This is a genomic window from Vreelandella boliviensis LC1, from assembly GCF_000236035.1.
In the GTDB taxonomy this organism is placed as follows: Bacteria; Pseudomonadota; Gammaproteobacteria; order Pseudomonadales; family Halomonadaceae; genus Vreelandella; species Vreelandella boliviensis.
The window spans coordinates 169,325-189,215 of the sequence record NZ_JH393259.1; the positions used below are offsets into that span (position 1 = coordinate 169,325).

18 protein-coding genes and 1 tRNA gene are annotated in these 19,891 nt (G+C 52.5%); 9 read left to right on the plus strand and 10 right to left on the minus strand.

Annotated elements, in window-relative coordinates; genetic code table 11:
- Positions 1–89 precede the first annotated feature (89 nt).
- Positions 90–920 carry a helix-turn-helix transcriptional regulator gene (locus KUC_RS15275; RefSeq protein ID WP_040481208.1) on the minus strand — a complete coding sequence of 277 codons (831 nt, stop codon included), beginning with the start codon at positions 918–920 and terminating at the stop codon, positions 90–92.
- 342 nt (positions 921–1,262) lie between these two features.
- Here KUC_RS15275 and KUC_RS15280 point away from each other — a divergent pair, with 342 nt between their 5' ends.
- Positions 1,263–1,604, plus strand: coding sequence for a hypothetical protein (locus KUC_RS15280; protein ID WP_040481380.1), 342 nt, complete (start codon positions 1,263–1,265; stop codon positions 1,602–1,604).
- Positions 1,605–1,632: 28 nt separating this feature from the next.
- Here KUC_RS15280 and KUC_RS15285 read toward each other — a convergent pair whose 3' ends face one another.
- Genes KUC_RS15285 through pilB form a run of 6 tightly spaced genes read right to left on the minus strand, consistent with a single transcriptional unit; the run spans position 1,633 to position 7,356 of the window.
- Positions 1,633–2,520 carry a hypothetical protein gene (locus tag KUC_RS15285; RefSeq protein WP_007114127.1) on the minus strand — a complete coding sequence of 296 codons (888 nt, stop codon included), beginning with the start codon at positions 2,518–2,520 and terminating at the stop codon, positions 1,633–1,635.
- Between the two features lie 38 nt (positions 2,521–2,558).
- The gene (gene yacG / locus KUC_RS15290; protein WP_040481209.1) at positions 2,559–2,792 is read right to left on the minus strand and encodes a DNA gyrase inhibitor YacG; all 234 of its coding nucleotides are present in this window, start codon (positions 2,790–2,792) and stop codon (positions 2,559–2,561) included.
- Between the two features lie 35 nt (positions 2,793–2,827).
- Positions 2,828–3,430, minus strand: coding sequence for a dephospho-CoA kinase (gene coaE / locus KUC_RS15295; RefSeq protein WP_007114129.1), 603 nt, complete (start codon positions 3,428–3,430; stop codon positions 2,828–2,830).
- A gap of 38 nt (positions 3,431–3,468) precedes the next feature.
- Positions 3,469–4,314 (minus strand): prepilin peptidase, encoded by an 846-nt coding sequence (locus KUC_RS15300; protein ID WP_040481210.1) that lies wholly within the window; start codon positions 4,312–4,314, stop codon positions 3,469–3,471.
- A 48-nt stretch (positions 4,315–4,362) separates the two neighbouring features.
- Positions 4,363–5,595, minus strand: coding sequence for a type II secretion system F family protein (locus KUC_RS15305; protein WP_007114131.1), 1,233 nt, complete (start codon positions 5,593–5,595; stop codon positions 4,363–4,365).
- Positions 5,596–5,598: 3 nt separating this feature from the next.
- Entirely contained in the window at positions 5,599–7,356 is a 1,758-nt protein-coding gene (gene pilB / locus KUC_RS15310; RefSeq protein ID WP_007114132.1) for a type IV-A pilus assembly ATPase PilB, read from the minus strand.
- Between the two features lie 241 nt (positions 7,357–7,597).
- On the opposite strand from pilB, the gene KUC_RS15315 reads away from it, so the two are divergent.
- From KUC_RS15315 to KUC_RS15335, 5 genes are all read left to right on the plus strand, one after another.
- Positions 7,598–8,098 (plus strand): pilin, encoded by a 501-nt coding sequence (locus KUC_RS15315; protein ID WP_007114133.1) that lies wholly within the window; start codon positions 7,598–7,600, stop codon positions 8,096–8,098.
- Between the two features lie 71 nt (positions 8,099–8,169).
- Positions 8,170–8,634 (plus strand): pilin, encoded by a 465-nt coding sequence (locus tag KUC_RS15320; protein WP_007114134.1) that lies wholly within the window; start codon positions 8,170–8,172, stop codon positions 8,632–8,634.
- 65 nt (positions 8,635–8,699) lie between these two features.
- Complete coding sequence (locus KUC_RS15325; RefSeq protein WP_007114135.1) at positions 8,700–9,128, plus strand: anti-virulence regulator CigR family protein; 429 nt, start codon at positions 8,700–8,702, stop codon at positions 9,126–9,128.
- 94 nt (positions 9,129–9,222) lie between these two features.
- Complete coding sequence (locus tag KUC_RS15330; RefSeq protein WP_007114136.1) at positions 9,223–10,044, plus strand: inositol monophosphatase family protein; 822 nt, start codon at positions 9,223–9,225, stop codon at positions 10,042–10,044.
- A 132-nt stretch (positions 10,045–10,176) separates the two neighbouring features.
- A tRNA-Pro gene (locus tag KUC_RS15335) sits at positions 10,177–10,253 on the plus strand.
- Between the two features lie 329 nt (positions 10,254–10,582).
- Here KUC_RS15335 and KUC_RS15340 read toward each other — a convergent pair.
- Together KUC_RS15340 and KUC_RS15345 are read right to left on the minus strand one after the other, a co-directional pair.
- A complete protein-coding gene (locus KUC_RS15340) occupies positions 10,583–12,625 on the minus strand; it encodes a CocE/NonD family hydrolase (RefSeq protein ID WP_007114137.1) in 2,043 nt (680 codons plus the stop codon).
- 60 nt (positions 12,626–12,685) lie between these two features.
- The gene (locus KUC_RS15345; RefSeq protein ID WP_007114138.1) at positions 12,686–13,987 is read right to left on the minus strand and encodes an ATP-grasp domain-containing protein; all 1,302 of its coding nucleotides are present in this window, start codon (positions 13,985–13,987) and stop codon (positions 12,686–12,688) included.
- 335 nt (positions 13,988–14,322) lie between these two features.
- Between KUC_RS15345 and KUC_RS15350 the strand changes: the two genes are divergently transcribed.
- From KUC_RS15350 to iadA, 3 genes are read left to right on the plus strand one after another with little or no spacing between them, the layout of a single operon-like run.
- Positions 14,323–15,174, plus strand: coding sequence for a cyanophycinase (locus KUC_RS15350; protein WP_007114139.1), 852 nt, complete (start codon positions 14,323–14,325; stop codon positions 15,172–15,174).
- Positions 15,174–17,801, plus strand: a complete 2,628-nt coding sequence (gene cphA / locus KUC_RS15355; RefSeq protein WP_007114140.1) for a cyanophycin synthetase — start codon at positions 15,174–15,176, stop codon at positions 17,799–17,801. The genes KUC_RS15350 and cphA overlap by 1 nt, the downstream gene beginning before the upstream one ends.
- Positions 17,798–18,967, plus strand: a complete 1,170-nt coding sequence (gene iadA / locus KUC_RS15360; RefSeq protein ID WP_007114141.1) for a beta-aspartyl-peptidase — start codon at positions 17,798–17,800, stop codon at positions 18,965–18,967. Before cphA ends, iadA begins: the two co-directional genes overlap by 4 nt.
- 570 nt (positions 18,968–19,537) lie before the next feature.
- Here iadA and KUC_RS15365 read toward each other — a convergent pair.
- On the minus strand, positions 19,538–19,864 hold the full coding sequence (locus KUC_RS15365) for a TraR/DksA family transcriptional regulator (RefSeq protein WP_007114143.1): 327 nt from the start codon (positions 19,862–19,864) through the stop codon (positions 19,538–19,540).
- Positions 19,865–19,891: the final 27 nt, after the last annotated feature.

A 19,891-nucleotide genomic window follows, 5' to 3' on the forward strand; every position in this document is an offset into this window, starting at 1 on the left:
TTGTTTAAAAAACCGGCATTTCTATTCAGAAATGCCGGTTTTTTATTGTCATTTGCTTCAGCTGTGCCCCAATGACGTTATCATCACTACTAGCCTATTAATGGGATACGAAGTTCTAATTGGTTCTCTTTCCATAATACCTGAGGAGGGTGGCCGCTAACGTGGAAAGCATCCTGCCTGCCGAGTAGATACATGATGGTATGCGTCAAAGCGCCATAAAGATCAGCAAAATTGTCAAAGCATGTGCTCGCGTAGTAATGGGTGGGAATGTCGACCCGCCGGTAGAGAGCGGGCAACGCAATGTCTTGTGCATTGTCCGTATCCGCTAGGTAAAGGCCAATGTCGGTACGGTAAGAAAGAAGAGATGCTTTATTCAGCGCATTAACTCTATCTGCAAGGATGTCGGGGAGCGCAATGATGGTCGTTGATAGACTCAGCCGTGCCTGTAAGCACGCTAGCTGCATATTGTGATAGCTTACATCTCCTAGCCCCTTAATATGTTCTGGAGCTTTGTAGAGGCGCATCAAGATCATTTGGCGGTCATTGGTTTTTTCGATACGTGTGTTAAAACCACGATGGGGTGTTGGGTGATGAAGAGCGGTTCTCAGCGTTTGCCGGAAATCACGCGGACTGAGCTGATAACGACGTTGAAATGCCCGTGAAAAAGATGAGTGGTTATGGTACCCACAACATATCGCAATTTGCGCTATATTGAGAGGAGTAAGCGCTAGCAGCACTGCTGCACGTTCTAGTCGCCTCTTTTCACGATAGGCGCTAGGTGGGATATGGAAGCTTTGGCGAAATTGGCGCCGAACTTGAGAAGACGAATACCCTATGTGTTTAGCAAGGTCTTCTATGCCGAGTGGCTTATCAAGTGTGTCCTGCAGCCAGATCTCAGCTCGTGTTATCGCGTTGAACATTATCTGGCCTCTCATTCGTGAATCGTACAGGTCGTGCTTATCTTGCCTCTCGCCTGTAGCGCACTCTCATAGTGCGTTAGTGTTGGTAACCTAGCTGAAGGGGATAAGTTCAGCCTACTTGTAGGGCGAAGCATCGATTTAATGAGTTGTCGCTGACTGTGCCGTATTTGATAAATGTGTTTGTTACCCTCATATGCTTAATGATTATGCCTTTATGCTGGTAACTGGGTGGCAAAGGCAAGTTTGCTCGCTATCTTTACGCGTTTGTGCACAGTTTTTGCCAAAAAAAACTACGTTGGCAGTCATATCGACCATTTCAAGCAAGGTGTAAATGAAACATCGATGAAATATCAAAAGGTTCAAAAGCCGGTAGATGAGCGTGAAAAGCTGCGTAAGTTTCGTGAACTAGACGATGCCTTTGCGCAGGCTTTACGTCAATTAGATGACCCAGATAGCGATTTCGATATACCGACAGGTCCGCCGGTACGTTCGCTTGCGACATTGGAAAAAGATGATGTCGAAACCCAGAAGAAAGAACAGCAGCAAGAGCAGGAGCGTATTTTCAAACAGCGCTTTGAGGCTTTGTTAATCGAGTATGGTGTGGATCATTACGATTTAGCCGAGTTGATTGATACGCTGCTGGGCTGTGGGCTATGGCATCAGGATATAGCGCCTGGCAGCTAGCGCCTCATAACTTCGCAGCTGTCTTATGCTAACGATAGCGATAAACACGCAAACTCGGTAGAAACACATCCTGCTCTAATTTCTCGTCGCGTCGCCTAGCTCGTTTGCGGGTAGTGGGGGGCTGTAGCGCAGGCAGGTTAATGTGAGGCAGTCGCTGATTATTGTCAGGCACAAAAATAGGCATGGCGGCATTCAGCGCCCGTCGTGTATGCCCATCGTCGAGTGGCTCGGTAAAAAATAGATTTGCCCGCATAAGTGGGGCCTGAGTTTGTACCTGGGCAAGCACTTCGCTGCTTGGGATGCCGGCTAGCTTGCGTAGCTGAATACGAATATGCGGCGCATCGGTGTCGAGGTGCAAAAGCTTATGTTCAGCTTCTTGCACTGACAGGCGTTTAATAGAGCGACCGCTACTGTACCAAGCAAAACGAACGCGTGAGACAGGCGCTTGTGCGATAGGTAACTGACGCCAGCACTGTTTAAGATGCAAGCGGGCCAGCCCATTGCGTCGTAACACTTCATCAACGTGAGGATGGCGTTGTGGCAAGCGGCTTTTTGCATCGCTAAGCGTCTGTGGAAATGCTTGTTTGATATGTTGCAGTAACTCGCTAAAGTTGGTTTTGGCGTGATTAACAGCGTCTATCGCCGTTAGCAGTATGTCATTAGCGGCTACTACAGCAATATAGTTGCGCGTTTCACGGCCATCTTGATCTTTCTCATGCCACATATCGAACAGGGCTTTACGCAACCAATCGCTAGATGGTGTCGTTTGATGAAAGACCCACGTAGCTGGTGACTGCTGTTCGTATAGCGAGACCGCGGCTTCAATGGTTTCAAGTAGATGATCAAACTGCTGCTCTAATTGAAGCAGCACCTGATAGGCCGAAGGCGATGATGAGTTAGCGTTTGTCTCGGCCATAGTCAGTGTCAGGGCTCGTTAGTCCGTTATACAATTTGTTAGGAGAGTGGCGCATCCTTGTCGGCTTGCGCTAGCAGCGTTTCTATATCGGCTTCATCCATTGCGGATTCGCCCGATATGCGGTGCGACTCATCGGCCCAGGCACCTAAATCTAGTAGTTGGCAGCGCTTGCTACAGAAAGGGCGATAAGTGCTTTCTGGCGACCAGGGCACGCGCTTAGCGCACTGCGGGCAATTAACTTCTAGCGGGGAATCGTTTGCAGGGCGAGTCATAAAAAAACTCCAATTGCGTTAACAAGCATGATATCTCAGTAGTTGAGCTGCTGACGGTAGCATTCATCAAGCTGTGCCACTTGTACCATCATGCTGGCGTGGTCACCGCTGTTATCTATCACGTCATCTGCCTTTGCTAACCGTTGTTCGCGGGTAAGTTGGGCGGCGAGAATAGCACGCACCTGACTTTCACTCACCCCATCACGCTGTTGGGTTCTCGATAATTGTAGCGCTTTGGGCACATCGACAACCACTGCGCGGTTAACTAGCGCACTTTGCCCCGACTCAAACAGTAACGGTGATACCAGCAGCACATAGGGCGCGTCCTGGGCTTTGAGCCGCTCTAAATGCTGCAGTAGTCTCTCCCTTATTCTGGGATGTGTGACAGATTCTAGCCACTGCCGCTGTTCTGGGTCTTTAAAAACAATGTCGCGTAAGGCGGCTCGATTAAGCTTGCCATCCTGGTGCATGACCTGATCACCGAAGCGATTTTTAATGGCTAGTAGTGCAGGTTCCCCCGGTAAAACAACTTCCCTGGCAACATCGTCGGCATCGACCCAGGCGGCGCCGAGTGTTTCAAAGGCACGTGCAACGGTCGATTTACCCGACCCAATACCTCCGGTTAATCCGATAATCATTTACTGCCTCAAATAGCTGAACGTTACATAACTTAGTTTCACATAAGCAGGCTGAGATACAGCGTCATTATTTCATCACCGACTAACAACGCTACCCAGCCAGCAAGGGCGAGAAAAGGGCCGAAGGGCAGTGGTGCACCCCGTAGGTGGGGTGAGCATGCCTGGGCAATTAGCCCAACAATGGCCCCGAGCCCAGCGGAAAGTATCAAAATCAGCGGTAAGTAACTCCAACCCAGCCAAGCGCCCAGCGCCGCTAACAGCTTAAAGTCGCCATAGCCCATTCCCTCTTTGCCGGTGACCAGTTTGAATAGCCAATAAAAACTCCACAGGGAAAGATAGCCTACCATTGCGCCGATCACCGCACTCGGCAGCATAGGTGGCTGGAAGAGGAGCTGAAATAGCAACCCTGCCCAAAGCAAAGGTAGCGTGATGACGTCGGGCAGTAGCTGGGTGCGAAAGTCGATCACGGCAAGCACTAACAGCATTAGACAAGCGCCGTAAATGAAAACTGCTTCAACAGTAGGCCCTTGCAGAGCCAACACAGCAAGGGCCAGCAAACCACCGGCTATTTCTACTAGAGGATATTGAACGCTAATGGGTGTGTGGCACGTAGCGCAACGCCCGCGTCGCTTTATCCAGCCAATCAGTGGCAGGTTGTCGTGCCATGCGATGGGAGCTTCACAACGTGGGCACATGGAGCCAGGCGTGGCCAAATTAAAGCGCGCTGAGTGTTCAGCGCTAAGCTCGAGTGCTTCACGGGCTTCGTTACGCCAGCCACGCATCAGCATCACCGGTAGTCGCGTAATCACCACATTCAGAAAGCTGCCTAGACATAGCCCAATCAATAAAACGATTAACCACAAGATGATCGGAGGGTGATGCATGTCGCTCCTTAGGTTTTTTTAAATTAGTGTTCTTGAAAAGTTTGATTCTTAGAGAGCAGAGCCTAAATCAAAAATTGGCAGATACATTGAGACCACCACCCCGCCAACCAGCACACCCAGTACCACAATAATAACCGGCTCCATCAGTGACGTGAGGGCATCGACTTTATTATCGACTTCTTCTTCGTAGTAATCAGCGACCCGATTAAGCATGGCATCAAGCGACCCGGCCTCCTCGCCGATACTGACCATTTGGATCGCCAAGGGAGGAAAGCGGTTAGTCATCCGCATGGCGAAGTGCAGCTGTTGCCCGGTGGATACGTCTTGACGTGTTTGCACCACCGCGCGCTCGTACACTTTATTGCCTGTGGCACCAGCGGCAGTGTCTAAGCCTTCAACGAGCGGAACGCCGGAAGCAAAGGTGGTCGCTAACGTGCGCGAAAAACGAGCGATAGCAGATTTGTGCATAATATCGCCAATGACCGGCAATCGAAGCAGCAAAGCGTGCATACGGTAGGCAACTTTAGGCGAGCGCTGAATGCTTATTTTGAGCAGGAACACCACGGTAATCACTGCGCCGAGCGCCGTTAGCCAATAACGTTGGGCAAGCTCGGATAAATTCACCGTCATTTGGGTTAGTGCAGGAAGTTCAGCGCCAAAGCTTTGAAACATGCTTTCAAATTCAGGCACCACTTTAATCAACAGCAGCATGGTCACTGCAATGCCAATCGTCATGACGGCGGTAGGGTACCAAAGCGCTTTCTTAACTCGCGCCTTGAGCGATTCCACTTTCTCTTTATAAGTTGCAATACGATCAAGCATTTGATCCAGCGCACCTGACTGCTCGCCAGCGCTGACCAGGTTAACAAACAGCCGATCAAAGTGCTTGGGGTGGCGGTTTAATGCATCAGAGAAACTAGAGCCCGACGACACATCGCTCATCATATGTTGAACCAGAGCGACCATGGCAGGTTTTTTGAGGCTCTCTGCCACCACCTGTAGCGCCTGCAACAAGGGAATACCTGCTCGAATCATGGTGGCCATTTGGCGCGCAAAGACCATCACATCGTTGGGGTTAATGCGGCCGCTGCCCCCCAGGTTGCCCTTTTTACTAATCCGGCGGATAACAATGTTTTGCTTAGTCAGTTCAGCGGCTACTTCGGCTTTACTGCGGCCAATCATCTCACCGCTTAGTGGTCTGTCTTGGGGGCCTTTGCCGATCCATTTCCAGCGCGCTAGCTTGATGGCGGACGTTTGGCGTCGACGTGCCGTTTTAGCCATGCCTTACTCCTTACTCACTCGGTTAACCTCTTCCAGGCTGGTAATACCCTGCATGACTTTTAATAGTCCACTGCGGTGAAGGCTTGGATAGCCCTCTTTACGCACCTGCTGATCAATATCTAAGGCATTGGCATCGCGCATAATCAATTGGCGCATTGCTTCGGTAATCGGCACTACCTCATAAATGCCGATTCGGCCTTTATAGCCGTGGGTGCAGCGCTTGCAACCCACCGGTTTATAGATTGTTGCTTGGTGGACTTCTTCGCTGCTAAAGCCTACTTTGCGCAGTGCTTCGTGGGGGATTTCTATCGGCTCTTTACAGTGCGTGCATAATTTGCGAGCTAGTCGCTGGGCAATAATCAAACTAACGGCGCTGGCGATGTTAAACGAGGAGACCCCCATATTTGCCAGTCGAGTGAGTGTTTCAGCCGCCGAGTTGGTATGTACCGTTGAGAGTACCAAGTGCCCGGTTTGGGCCGCTTTAACCGCAATTTCGGCGGTTTCAAGGTCACGAATCTCGCCCACCATGACTACGTCCGGGTCTTGGCGTAGAAATGCCCTAAGTGCACTGGCAAAATCGAGGCCGATCTTGGGCAGCACGTTTACCTGGTTAATACCAGCGACTTTGATTTCAACCGGGTCTTCGGCGGTGCAAATATTACGCTCAACTTTGTTAAGAATATTAATGCCGGTATACAGCGAAACTGTCTTACCGCTGCCGGTGGGGCCGGTGACCAGGATCATGCCTTGGGGTTGTTTTAACGCCTGCTCATAATGGCCTCGTTGTTCGTCGGTAAAGCCCAGTTGCTCAATACCCAACTGGGCTGCGGTAGGGTCTAAAATCCGCAATACCAGCTTTTCGCCATAAACGGTAGGCAGCGAGTTAACCCGGAAATCGAGGGAGCGGGTACGGGAAAGCTTGAGTTTTATCGCCCCATCCTGGGGTAAGCGTCGCTCGGAAATATCAAGGCGAGCCATAATTTTCAGACGGGCAGCGATACGGTTACGCATAGCAAAGGGCGGTCGTGCCACTTCAATGAGCATCCCATCAACCCGAAAGCGTACCCGATAGAGCGTTTCGTAAGGCTCAAAATGAATGTCGGATGCGCCCCGGCGGATAGCATCTAGCAGAATTTTATTCACAAATTTAACGATGGGAGCGTCTTCGCTACTTTGGGAAGACTCTTCCAGCGGTACTTCGTTACCGTCGCTATTCTGCACAATGCTCAGCGAGCTGACCGCATCGTCAATATCGTCCAGCTCATCCAGCATGCCGCGCTCGTTTTGCGCAAGGTAGCTATTGAGGGCGACAGTGATTTGATCAACGGGCGCGAGGATGCCTTCAACGCTAAGGCCGGTCGCAAACTGCAATTCATCCAGCTGGGTTAAAGTGGCGGGGTAGGGCACCGCGACCGTGAGGCGATGGCCATGGCGCGCTAATGGCAAAACGTTAAGGCTCTGCAGGACTTTGACAGGATAGTCAGTAGCAGGAGGCAGCGCGGTAAGCCGCACCGCCTCCAAATCTATGACCGGTAGCCCATACTCCCACCCGGCCGCCAGTGTAGCTTCATTCGGGTCGACCAGGCCGCTCTCGATAACATGCTGAAGTAGCGATATCTCCAAGTCTGATGCGGTTGTTTCTGCTGTTGCGGCCTGGGCATCGGTTAGCAAGTCGTGCTTAACCAAGCGCTGGGCAATGCCGCGCAGGCCACCGCGGGCTGCGGCGTGACTTAAAGTCGACTCAAAGGGGGGCTGGCTCATCAAAACAACCTGTTTTTACATCGAAGTAGGCGTGTCACTTGTACCATAAACTAGCGTTTACAGGCATTAAAAGGCTGGTCATGCAGGCCGTTAAAGGAGCATTCAAATGAGCCGATAGTGTTAATAGCGTGTGTTGTAAAAATAGATCACGTAAGCTAGTGTAATCGCAGTTATTGCTAATTCTTTTTAAGGATTAACGATCCTTACAAAGGCTTGCCCTTTTCCCCCAGGAGATGCCTTCATGCAGAATGCTGCACAACCTATTTTTCGTACCACTAAGCAAGGCGGTTTCACGCTGATTGAGCTGATGATCGTCGTCGCGATTATTGGTGTATTGGCTTCCCTTGCCGTGCCTCAGTACCAAAACTACACCGCTCGTGCCCAAGCAAGTGAAGCATTGACCATTACTGGCGGCTTACGTGCTGATATTGCTGAGCAGTATACGCTACAGGGTGATATGCCGGGCTCAAACGATGTTATTACGGACGACACTTCAGGGCGTTATGTTAAGGCCGTTGAATATAATGGTTCTCAATTAGAAGTGGCTTTTAAGGATGACAGTACTCTTAGCGGTTCCGTTATGGCTATTGCTCCTAGGAGTGATACTGACGATGAAGGTAACAATGTTGAATCATCGAGTAGCCCCACTAAGGGATGGGTGTGCTCATGGAAAAGTAGCGGTGAAGGTGACAATGCAGGCCCTAGTGGACAAGAGAATTGGTTACCCGCTGGCTGTCGCTAGTAAAAAAAAATAAAAATTAATAAGGAGCCTTTTGGCCCCTATTAATATAAAGATCGGCACGGAGTAGAACGATGTCAAAGCCCCAACACGGCTTTACCCTGATCGAGCTAATGGTTGTTGTGGCAATTATCGGTGTGCTGGCATCTATTGCTGTACCTCAGTATCAAAATTATACCGCGCGGGCTCAAGTGTCTGAGGCGTTGAATGTGCTCAGTGGCGTTAAAACAGAGTTGGCTGAACGTTATGCGTTCTCGGGTGATTTTGGGACAGGTAACGATCAGGGAATGGAAGAACTGGTTAGCCAAACCCGTTATATACAGTCGGTCGACTACTTCTATCGTGATGATAACGTGGCGATTGGCATGGCTATGCGCGACGAAGCGCCGGTCTCTTCGGCTATTCGGGGAAAACGTTTACGTGTTGAGCTGATTGCTGACAGTGGTGCCATTAAGTGGTCGTGTATGCCGGCGAGACAAAACGGTATCGAGGAAAAATACCTCCCCGGTAGTTGCCGCGGGGAGCCTTCTAACTTCTAACTTCCTCAATCCCTACGCATTTGTTCTTTACACTGTGAGCTCTGACCTTAAGCGAGGAGCTTACAGTGAACCCCATCAAACTGATTGCCATGAGTGCGCTAGGTGCGCTGCTTATCAATAGCGCTGCCTTTGCCCAGCCTGACCATGCCCCGGCCCACGGTGTCCGTGATAAGGGCCAGCAACACGAATCTAACCGCCCTAGACACTCCCATAATGAGCGGGTTGATCTACCCCGTATTAATGAGCGCGAATTACGTCAGCTATTGCGCCAACATAATGCGCCGCGAGCCGAGTCGTTACCCCCGGGTATTCAGCGTAACCTTGAAAGAGGCAAGCCGTTGCCGCAGGGTATCGCCAAGCGTTTCGATGGCCGACTGGCCTCTCAGTTACCGAATTACCCAGGCTATGAGTGGGAGCGAGTTGGCGCCGATGTGGTGTTAATTGAGGCCGCCACGCGCATCGTGGTGGATGTATTGGTGGACGTATTGCGCTAACCACGATCATCGAAAGTCGGTTTGACTCGAAAATTACATCTCGGCGGCTTATGGTAGAGACTCATAGCATCATCGCGTTCTAAAGGGAGATTCAATGAGCGACCACACACTAGCCGCGCGTCTTGAAATTACGATTGCTATCGCCGAAGAAGCGGGGCAGATGATCATCAAGGCGCGGGAGCAGCAGGACTTTGCCCAGCGCTTAAAAAAGGATAATGAGCTGGTCACTGATGTAGATGTGGCCGTGGACAAGCTTATTAGTCAGCGCCTTGAGGAGCACTTTCCAGGTGAAGCGCGGCTGAGTGAAGAGCTTGCCCCTGAGAGCGCTTTGCATGAAGCGGCGCCGAAGCTTTGGGTGGTGGATCCTATTGATGGCACGGTTAATTTTGCCCAGGGGCTTCGCCACGTAGCGGTCTCAATTGGTTGGATGGAAGAGGGCGTTGCCAAGGTGGGCGTTGTACACGCACCGTTTTTAGGCGAAACCTTTAGCGCTGCCGAAGGCACCGGGGCTTTTTGCAACGGTAAAGCTATACACCCCAGTAGTGCAGATTCACTGGCCCACACCTTGGTAGGTACGGGATTTCCCTATCGTAAAGAGGAGCGTAAGCAACTTTTGAAGCGGTTAGAAGCCGTGCTATTTGAGTGCCAAGACATTCGTCGTAATGGCGCTGCAGCGCTCGATTTATGTGATGTGGCCTGCGGACGCTTAGACGCATATTACGAAAGTGTCTCGCCCTGGGATTTTGTTGCAGGCTGGGTCATTGCCCGCGAAGCCGGCGCACGAGTAGGACACTTGTACTCAGTGCCTTCAGCGGTACCGGAAGATATCTACCCGGATCATTTATTAGTCACTGCCCCCGGTGTATATGACGCTATGGCCTATTTGCTGCTTGAGGCTGATCAACGCAAGCCCTAAAGGGTGATGAGATTTATGGCGGTTTGCGACAAATACTTGAAAAGAAAGCGCTATAAGGGCTTTTCATTTATTCAGGAAACCGCTAGTATACGCACCGTCTTGAGGCAAATATGTAGCGGCCAATAAAGACAGCGGAGCGTGGCGCAGCTTGGTAGCGCGTTGCAATGGGGTTGCAAAGGTCGCAGGTTCGAATCCTGTCGCTCCGACCAAAAAGACATGTAAAACGGTCACTTAGCTAATTGCTGATGTGGCCGTTTTTGTTTGGTTAGATTTTAGGTAGCAAATAGGTAGGGTAATCCCCCCATTTTTAGAGGGCCTCAAAAGTAGAGCTCAAGCCAAAGTGGCCAGTATCTTTTGAGGAGCAACCCCACTGAGTCCCATATGAGGGCACTCGCTGGTGTAGTGCCAAAGCCTACGAGTAGAGATTCAACAGTTGAACCTCCTCTCACTAGTGCGTTGTAGGTGCACGCCCGCTGACACTTCCGGGGTAGTAGTGTTTGGGGCAGTAGAAATCGTCAATAGAGCCCTATACCTACACTCAAACAAGATCCCGTGGAATCTCCTCGTCCCAACTCTTGGAAAAAACTCGGCCTTCCCCCTCATAGGCATCCATTGTCGCACGCAAGCGAAAACTTGTTGCATTGGACGTCATCAAGGTGCAAGTCACGCTGCGCACCATCCAGTCGCCACGCCTGAAACTGCGCTCCCACTCTATCCAGCCGCTCAGGCTGTCGTAGTTGCCGTAGGTGTAGGTGTAGCGCTCAATAACCTGAGATGAGAGTTCCATATCGATGCCATCAATCCGGAAGGTGCCTTGGTCATTGATGACTTCGAGTATGGTCTGATCCTTGGCCAGATCGCGGATTACCCGCCAGACTTCCTGGCTCGGCTGGATCAGGGTCACCGCTAGCGGGGGTGCAGCTTCCGGCAGACCGAATGCCAGCAGCGCGGCTTCTTCCTGGGGCTGGGGGGCTCGGCACGGCAGGATCAGTTGGCAGCCGGCAGGGTGTACTGTCAGCTTGACAGGCACTGGCGACGGCCAGGCCAGCGGCCAATAACTGGTGGAGAGCGAGAGCCGTATCGCGTTACCTACCGGAAAGTTTTGCGCGATGTGTTTAAGCGGTACACGTACACGATATCGCTTGCCAGGCTCCAAAGGCTGGGGAAATTCATCACTGTCACGATGGGTCAGGTTGAGGAGGCCATAGGTAATCCGGGTCGCCTTATCGTCTTCTGCAATGTCGCTGAGCCTAAGCGCGACCATCGCCACCGGCTGATCGGCTTCGATGTCGAGTTCGACAATGGCTTGCCCGAATATCTCGATGTCTTGATCGAGACGTGCCGTCTGGAATATAAGCGCGCCACCATCCTCGTCTCGTTGATCATGAGGCAGGTCCGGCGGGGCATTGTAGGAACACCACTTTCCTGCATACAGCCCGACCGATAGTGGCGAGCGCACGGAGAGAGGAGCATCGCTACCCGATCTAGCAACCTCGGGGGCCTGCGGTTCAGGCAGAAGGTCATGACCACTGGTTAGGTTAAAATGCTTCGGTTCGATCCGCGGGGATGGCCAGCTCGGTTCGGCAACCCAGCGACCCGGTCGTACCTCGTAGCGGGCTGACGGCGGAACAGATTTCTGCATCCATACGCGCAGCATTGGCTCGTCCATAATGCCTGTTTCCTTGCCCTTCAACCAATGGTCCCACCAGCGCAGCGATTCCTGCAAAAAACCGATGGCCGGGCCTGGAACGCCAAGATGTGGATACTTATGCGCCCAAGGGCCAACCAGGCCCTTGCGTGGCACGTCGAGCCCCGCGAGCAACCGGAACACGGCATTGCAGTAACCATCGGCCCAGCCGCTAACGGCATAGACGGGGCAGCGAATGAGCGAGAAGTCTTCACAGACCGAGCCATGCTTCCAATAGTCGTCTCGGCGCTGATGCAGGAGCCAGGTAGCCAGCCAGAGCCCACTGTGCTCAAGGCGCTCCAGCCACATGTCCCGCCAGCGCTCACCGACCAATAGTGGGTCGGGTGGGCAGGTATTCCCATCAAACATGGTCGAGGCCCATGACAAATTGTCACCAAGCAGGCAGCCCCCCATGTGGTGGACATCATCGGCGTAACGATCGTCGGTTGAGCACAGCGTTATGACGGCCTTCAGCTCGGGAGGTTGCAGTGCCGCAATCTGCAAGCCATTGAACCCACCCCAAGAGATACCGATCATGCCGACATCACCGGTGCACCAGGGTTGCTCAGCCAGCCAGTGCAGGACTTCGACGCCATCGTCCAATTCCTGTTGCAGATATTCGTCAGTCAGCACGCCGTCCGACTCGCCACAGCCGCGGATGTCTACCCGCACCCCAGCGTAGCCGTGGCCGGCCCAATAAGCATATGTTTGTACGTCGCGTACCGCCGTCAGGTCTCGCTTGCGATAAGGCAAGTACTCGAGGATTGCAGGTACCGGATCGCTCTCGGCATCCACCGGGCGCCAGATACGTACCCCGAGTCGGCAGCCATCGGCCAGCGTGATCCAACTTTCTTCCTCCTGCACGTCGCGGGGAAAATTGCTGACAATATGCATGACCCTGCCCCCTTTTCCGTAACTGGATTTATTGCTATTCATTTACAGGACGAGAACACGTCAGGCGACGATGTCCTCGAACGCGAAATGTAGCTGCTCGGCAAGTCGTGCGTAGTTCTCCTCCAGCGCGACTTCGTCGTCTGCTCCCATCCACACGTAAGCCAGGGCGTAACTGTAGCTGTCTTGCTCAGGTAAGGATGATAGGCGCATACCGATATCGACCTGGATCGTGATCATAGTGCCGGGAAATGCGTGCTGCAGTGTCTCTATCTCCTCGGCGTTAGGCACTTGACTGACGGTGGCGTCGACGAAGAAAACTCGGTAGAAAAATTTCGCTGCGACCTTGAATATGCCTTGGCGGAAAGGCATGTCTGGCAATTGCCCAAGTGCCAAATCCACCGTCACTTGCTGATGGCTGACCCCATCGATCTTCTCGAACAAGTCGCAATGCGATTGTGCAATGCGGGTGTTGATCTCAAGCAACCAGATGCGATTTTGCACTTCGTCCCAGAAGTATTCGACATTGAACGCTGCATTGTCGTAGCCAATGTGGGACATGATTTGACGCGTCAGCGCTTGCATTTTTTCCTGAATATTAGCGGGAAGTATCGACGGATAGCGGTAATAAAAAAAGCTCAGAACTTGCGGGTATCGAATCGAGTCCACTATCCCATAAGGGACAACATTGCCTTGGAATACGTATCCTTCAAGCGTGCATTGCCATCCGCCAATAATTTCTTCTGCCATACAGTGTCCGCCATCTACTGAGCGTACGTCGTCAGGCAATTTGGCGTGTTCAAGCACGTAATTGAAAGGCTCTGAAATCGTCCCGATGCCCTCACATAACCGCGCTACTGCATAGGCGAAATCTTCGGGGCTTTCGATGCGGAATCCCAGTCGCGAGCCTGACGATTTGATAGGTTTTACGAAGAACGGAAAATACAGCCCCGCCTCCCCTATATGCTGAAGTGCCAGAGCATCGAAGGGATCAAAGGCGGTAAAGCGGGGAATATAGTCAGCAATCACTTCATGCTGAACGAGCCGACTCCAATACTTGTGCTCGCATTTGAGCAAACTTGTGAGGCTGGTGGAACGCGTACCCAGTCGCTCGCAGAGTAGCGGCAGCATGGTCGAGACCGGAAAATCCATATAACCAACGATGGCCTCGATAGGCTCACTAAAACCTTTTAACAGGGTTTCGGCTCTAGATAACATTTCTTCAATAGGAAAAATCTCTGTGTCATAAACTTCCGATGGTTCGATCACGCCATAAAATCGATAATTCTCTGCCCCACGTAAATGCTCGAGCCGTTTACGGTTGTGTTCATCCAGCCCGACAACAAAAATATTCCGAACGCTCATGGTTGCCTCCTGGCGTAAGCTCGGCTGTCGCAGTGCTCGCCGATGAAGCGCAGCAGGGTATGGCCTTGCCCTTCAGACTCCAGGCGCGGGGAAGGCCTTTTATCGAAGCATAGCGGATTCTGGTTGCTACGCTGGGGCAATACACAAGAGAGCAGAAACTCCACTGTTTAATGGGAGTGTTTTAGTCAGCCCGAAAGGGCGTTATTAATCTGGCTAGGGCGGTTTTCAGCTGTTATAAGTGAAGATATGGGTGAAAAGCATCAGGCGATACAACATTACCGGTATGGGTAATGATCCAGTGTTCCACAAAAGCGTCGCCGGGCGGCGAAGGGAATATGACTTCACACCATCAAACCGTTTCTGGCCACATCATTGCCATTGGCGGTGCCGAGGACAAGACCTCCGACCTCGCCATCCTTCGGCGGGTTTTCGAGCTTGCCCCAAAAGACAGTGATGAAGTCGTCATTATCGCCACGGCCAGTAGCATTCCTGAACAGCTTTTGCCCTGTTATGAGGCGGTCTTTGCTCGCTTAGGCGCAAGCCAGATCCATGCGCTGGACATACAGGATCGCCGACAAGCCGCCGATGCAGAGAATGTCCAGCTTATCCAGCGAAGTGGCGTAATTTTCTTCACCGGTGGGGATCAGCTTCGCCTGACTAATGTGTTAGGTGGCTCAGCTGCACTTCGAGCCATCCGCAAGCGGTTGAAGGCCGGCGCTGTCGTGGCAGGTACCAGTGCCGGCGCTGCGGCTATGCCAAGCACTATGATCTACAACGGTGCGGCGGCAGACGCCTTACGCAAGGGAGCGGTCAACATGAGCTTCGGTTTGGACTTTATTCGCGGGATGGTCATCGACAGCCACTTCCTTGAACGGGGACGGTTCACGCGCCTTATGGAAGTGGGCGCCAGTAATCCGGAGCAGCTAGGTGTTGGTATTGGCGAGGATGCGGCTGTCATCATCCATCCAAACCGTATCTTGGAAACCATTGGGACAGGGCACGTCATCATTATCGATAGCCGCGATCTGGCGAGTTCCAATATCGCCGAACTGTCCATAGGCGAACCGGTCGCCGTCGAGAATATGATCCTTCATGCTATGGTCAGTGGCCATGGGTACGATATAGATGCGCGCCGCTATCTCTCTGCCGATGAGCTCTCCGACCTCCTGTCGGAGAGGACAACGTAATGAACATTCTTGAGCATCGGGCGCTACGTGGTCCGAATTACTACAGCCGTTATCCGGTCATCTTCATGCGGCTGGACATTGAAGAGCTTGAGAAGCGACCGAGCGATACCGTTCCTGGCATCGCAGCACGCATCATCGAGCTTCTACCTTCCTTATATGAACACCGCTGCTCGATTGGGAGGGCTGGCGGATTTCTGGAACGCCTTGAACGGGGCACCTGGGCAGGCCACGTGGTAGAGCATATCGCGATCGAGTTACAGAATCTGATCGGCTTTACGGTGGGTTACGGTAAGACGGTCGACTCCTATGAAACAGGCATCTATAACGTTGTTTATCGTTATCGGGACGAGGCCTGTGGTCTGGCCGTCGGAGTAGAAGGTGTCAATATCGTCGCCCAGCTCTTCAATGGTGACGAGATTGATATTTCCTCGGTCATCGCCCGCCTAAAAAAGGTGCGCGACGCGCATATGTTGGGGCCATCCACGACATCGATCGTTGATGCTGCCGTGCGCCGTGGCATTCCCTGGGCTCGCCTTGACGCGGACAGCAGTTATATTCAATTGGGACACGGCTGCCGTCAGCAACGGATCCAGGCGACGGTGACTTGCCGCACGAGTCTGATCAGCCATGGCATCGCCGATGACAAGTATTGGACCAAGCACGTGCTCGGTGAGGCAGGGGTTCCCGTGCCATATGGGGTCATTTGCCACTCGATTGAGGAAGCGCTCATTGCCGCGCTCGATATCGGCTATCCGGTTGTCGTAAAACCGCTAATCGGTAATCACGGCCGCGGAGTCAGCACGGGCATTAGCGACGAACCGGCATTGCGTGAGGCGTTCACTATCGCCTCTCTCCACTACTCAATAGTCATGGTCGAGAGGTTCGTCAAGGGTGAGGATTACCGGCTGCTAGTGATCAATGGCAAGCTCGTCGCCGCTGCTAGGCGGCGCCCGGCACATGTGGTCGGCGATGGTCAGGCTTCACTTCAGTCGCTGATCGACAGGGAGAACCAAGATCCGCGTCGAGGTATCGGTCATGAAAACCTGCTGACACAGATTCATCTGGATGAGCAGTCGCACCGGCTGATAGCTCAGCAGAATCTGTCCTTGGAGAGTGTCATCACGAAAGATCAGGTCGTCTATCTAAAGTCCACAGCGAACCTGAGTACTGGGGGCACTGCGACGGATGTCACTGAGGATGTTCACCCTGAAGTGAAGTACACCGCAGAGCGCATCTCCCGTCTGGTGGGACTCGATATCATCGGCATCGACCTACTCGCTGAGACGCTGACGATGCCGTTGGAGGAGCAGTCTGCCGCGGTAGTCGAGGTCAACGCCGGCCCAGGGTTTCGTATGCATTTATCACCGACCCATGGCACGGGACGGGATGTCGGACAGCACGTCACCGAAATGCTGTTTCCAGATAGCGAGGACTCTGGGCGGATACCCATCGCTGCGGTAACCGGAACCAATGGAAAAACTACAACGGTGCGCCTGATCGCGCATCTGCTCCGCCAAGTTGGCCGCATTGTCGGCACGGCCTGCACCGGGGCCATTGAGATCGATAATCATACCATCATGCGGGGAGATTACAGTGGGCCGCAGGCGGCCTCCACCGTACTCCGCGAGCCCACTGTCGAGTATGCTGTGCTGGAAGTCGCGAGAGGCGGCATAATGCGTCGCGGGCTAGGCTTCGATGAATGCCAGGTCGGCGTGCTACTGAACATTGCGAGCGATCATTTGGGAGAAAATGACATCCATACACTGGATGAGCTGGCACGCTGTAAGACCGTGGTGATCGACGCCGTCAGCCCGGAAGGTACAGCCGTTCTTAATGCAGATGATCCGCGCGTACTGGCGGGCAGGGAGTGGGCCAGAGGAAAGGTCATCTACTTTTCTCTGGATGCTGACTCCGAGCCTATCCGTCAGCATGTGCAAGCGCATGGGATTGCTTTCACGGTTTATAACGAGTGTATCGTGATGCGCCAAGGAAATGTCGAAGCCAACATCATGCCGGTGGTGGATGCCCCGATCACCTTTGAAGGCTATGCCCGTTTCAATGTGGCCAATGTCCTGGCCGCCAGCGCAGCCGCCTATGCGCTGGGGCTAAGTATTGCTGATATCCAATTAGGTCTGCAGACGTTCCACCCGACGCCGGGGCAAAATCCGGGTCGCACCAACTTTATCGATGCTGGCGAAATTAAAGTGCTGATCGACTACGGCCATAACGTGCCCGCGCTTAAAGCCCTGAGCGAACTTGTGAGCCGTATTCCCGCACAGCGGCGTATTAGCGTGGCCAGTGCCCCGGGTAACCGCCGTGACGAAGATCTTTATAGCCTGGGCGCTCAACTGGCCAGCATGCATGATATCGTCTTGCTCTATGAAACCGACCCGCGAGGCCGGCCCGCTGGCGAAGTTGTCAGCCTGTTACGCGCTGGTGCAGAGTCACATCCTGGCTCCTGCCGCGTCGAGGTCATCATGAAAGAAAGTCATGCTGTCGACAGAGCGTTCGATGAGGCCAGGGAGGGAGACTTGTTGGTACTGCTGGTTGATGACATCAATAGCGTCACCGAGCGTCTGCGTGGTCGGCGGTTTTTGTCGGACAGTACTGCAGGCATTCAGTCATGATGCTCGCAAGCGAGCAGCACACCCCGCTCATGACTCTATTACGGGTTGGCACTATTTTTGCGCCCGAGCGAATCGAAGCGACCGACATCCTCATGGCGGGGGGGAGAATCATTGCCCTGGGCAACGACCTCGACACTCCCAAGGGCTGGCCTGTTCGGGTGGTGGAAGCCCTGGAGCTTACCGCCGTTCCCGCCTTTATCGATCAGCATGTGCATGTCACTGGGGGTGGGGGCGAAGGCGGCTGCGGCACCCGTTGCCCTGAAATTTCGGCACACGAAATCGCGGCGATGGGCATTGGCACGGTAGTGGGTGTACTGGGCACTGACGCTATCAGCCGTTCCCCCGCAAATCTACTGGCCAAGGTGCGTGGGCTTAGAGCCGAGGGCATATCGGCTTTCATGTACACCGGTGCCTATCGCGTTCCGCCCCCCACCCTGACCGGCGACATTCAACGCGACTTGGCCTGGATTCCAGAGGTCATTGGCCTGGGTGAAATCGCCATTTCGGATCATCGGTCGAGCCAACCACGCCAGGATGAAATCGAACGCATCGTCAGTGATACACGCATCGGTGCCATGCTGGCTGGTAAACGAGGTATCTGCCATTTTCATATCGGTGACGGTAAGCGGGGACTGGAACCGCTGCGCAGGTTGCTAACGGAGACTGAGATTCCCGCCAATCAAGTGATTCCCACCCATGTGAATCGCCACCCTGCCTTGCTCGAGGAAGCCGCTGACTATGCTTTAGCATTTAACGCAAGTGTTGATGTTACCGCGTTTGAAGACGCCGGTGATGGACTGTCCGGCTTTGATGCGGTGTCTCGGTTACTCGAGTTAGGCGTACCACCAGAGCGCATCACCATGAGCTCTGACTGCAATGGCAGCTTGCCAGAATTCGATGCAAACGGGGCATACCTGGGAATGAAAGTAGCCAAAAACACAACACTGATTGCGGATTGGCAGCGCCTCGTTCATGAAGGGGTGCTGCCTCTCGAGTCGGCTTTGGGACTGATTTCCACAAACGTGGCCTGGGTGCTCGGCTTACATGCCAGAAAGGGACGTTTAGCTATCGACTGTGACGCCGATGTGACGCTACTCGACAGTAAACTTCAGCCCCAGCAGACTTACGTGGCAGGAAGATGTATCTATAACGTGAGCCGCACTTGACTACTATATGTAATATTAAAATTGATTAATACTGCTCCCTTGTCTCGTATAATGATTGTCGTAGTGTTGAGGTGTTTATGCCAGCTAATAGGTTTAGTTAATGTTAAAGAGATGCTTTCAAAACTTGTATATGTACTTTTTCTTATTTTCCTATATAAAAGTTTAATAAAGGTCATAAAGATTTTTTAGATGTTGATTTAATTAAATTAGTGCTTTAGGAATGGTCAAGGCTTTAATCAAAGGTAGAGTGCTATCCACTTAGTGCAGCTAATGAAGCACTTATGCATCTAAGGGAAGGCAAATTGACCGGAGCTGCTGTGTTGGTCATGACAGATAATAAATGACTATAAAGCAAGCAGTTATCTGCGGTTAAAGCCTGGCCCGTATCCTCTCTGGCTTTTCTTTGGCTTTGCCATCGGAAAGCATTGCACCTCTCGATACCTTTCTGCGGCGGTTTATTCCGGTTATGTTGATTATGTTTCATGCATCCCTATATGAACTTATCGAGTGGTTATCGGCGGAAGTATTTGGGGGTGAATAGCAGCCAATGCGTGAACTGGATCACGGTTGTTATATGGAGGCGCAGTCTGTGCAGCATGTTGTATAAGGCAGAGCTTTTAGTCGATTTGGTGCAATTCGATCTCCGCATTCTTCGCAGTGATCACCTACTTGTTCTTCAATTCGCGCTAAGGCGCGATCGATCTGTAATAGTTCTAACGTAGCTTCATCTTCTAATCGATCGACCACTTCGTCGTTTAGAGCTTGTGTTGCCTGCTCTTCAAGATCTTTATCCAAGGCGCCATTGATTCGTTGCTGATGATCTTTGTAGCGCTGAACGCGTTCACGGAGTTCAGTTCGCATATTTTCCAACAGAGCCTTTCTATCTTGCATAGCCATAGAGCACCCGGTGATATCGATTTAGGG

What these genes read in the sequence shown, in the direction of transcription:
- KUC_RS15275 (WP_040481208.1), bottom strand. Translation starts at nt 920, where the DNA reads ATGTTCAACGCGATAACACGAGCTGAGATCTGGCTGCAGGACACACTT.
- KUC_RS15280 (WP_040481380.1), top strand. Translation starts at nt 1,263, where the DNA reads ATGAAATATCAAAAGGTTCAAAAGCCGGTAGATGAGCGTGAAAAGCTG.
- KUC_RS15285 (WP_007114127.1), bottom strand. Translation starts at nt 2,520, where the DNA reads ATGGCCGAGACAAACGCTAACTCATCATCGCCTTCGGCCTATCAGGTG.
- yacG (WP_040481209.1), bottom strand. Translation starts at nt 2,792, where the DNA reads ATGACTCGCCCTGCAAACGATTCCCCGCTAGAAGTTAATTGCCCGCAG.
- coaE (WP_007114129.1), bottom strand. Translation starts at nt 3,430, where the DNA reads ATGATTATCGGATTAACCGGAGGTATTGGGTCGGGTAAATCGACCGTT.
- KUC_RS15300 (WP_040481210.1), bottom strand. Translation starts at nt 4,314, where the DNA reads ATGCATCACCCTCCGATCATCTTGTGGTTAATCGTTTTATTGATTGGG.
- KUC_RS15305 (WP_007114131.1), bottom strand. Translation starts at nt 5,595, where the DNA reads ATGGCTAAAACGGCACGTCGACGCCAAACGTCCGCCATCAAGCTAGCG.
- pilB (WP_007114132.1), bottom strand. Translation starts at nt 7,356, where the DNA reads ATGAGCCAGCCCCCCTTTGAGTCGACTTTAAGTCACGCCGCAGCCCGC.
- KUC_RS15315 (WP_007114133.1), top strand. Translation starts at nt 7,598, where the DNA reads ATGCAGAATGCTGCACAACCTATTTTTCGTACCACTAAGCAAGGCGGT.
- KUC_RS15320 (WP_007114134.1), top strand. Translation starts at nt 8,170, where the DNA reads ATGTCAAAGCCCCAACACGGCTTTACCCTGATCGAGCTAATGGTTGTT.
- KUC_RS15330 (WP_007114136.1), top strand. Translation starts at nt 9,223, where the DNA reads ATGAGCGACCACACACTAGCCGCGCGTCTTGAAATTACGATTGCTATC.
- KUC_RS15340 (WP_007114137.1), bottom strand. Translation starts at nt 12,625, where the DNA reads ATGCATATTGTCAGCAATTTTCCCCGCGACGTGCAGGAGGAAGAAAGT.
- KUC_RS15345 (WP_007114138.1), bottom strand. Translation starts at nt 13,987, where the DNA reads ATGAGCGTTCGGAATATTTTTGTTGTCGGGCTGGATGAACACAACCGT.
- KUC_RS15350 (WP_007114139.1), top strand. Translation starts at nt 14,323, where the DNA reads ATGACTTCACACCATCAAACCGTTTCTGGCCACATCATTGCCATTGGC.
- cphA (WP_007114140.1), top strand. Translation starts at nt 15,174, where the DNA reads ATGAACATTCTTGAGCATCGGGCGCTACGTGGTCCGAATTACTACAGC.
- iadA (WP_007114141.1), top strand. Translation starts at nt 17,798, where the DNA reads ATGATGCTCGCAAGCGAGCAGCACACCCCGCTCATGACTCTATTACGG.
- KUC_RS15365 (WP_007114143.1), bottom strand. Translation starts at nt 19,864, where the DNA reads ATGGCTATGCAAGATAGAAAGGCTCTGTTGGAAAATATGCGAACTGAA.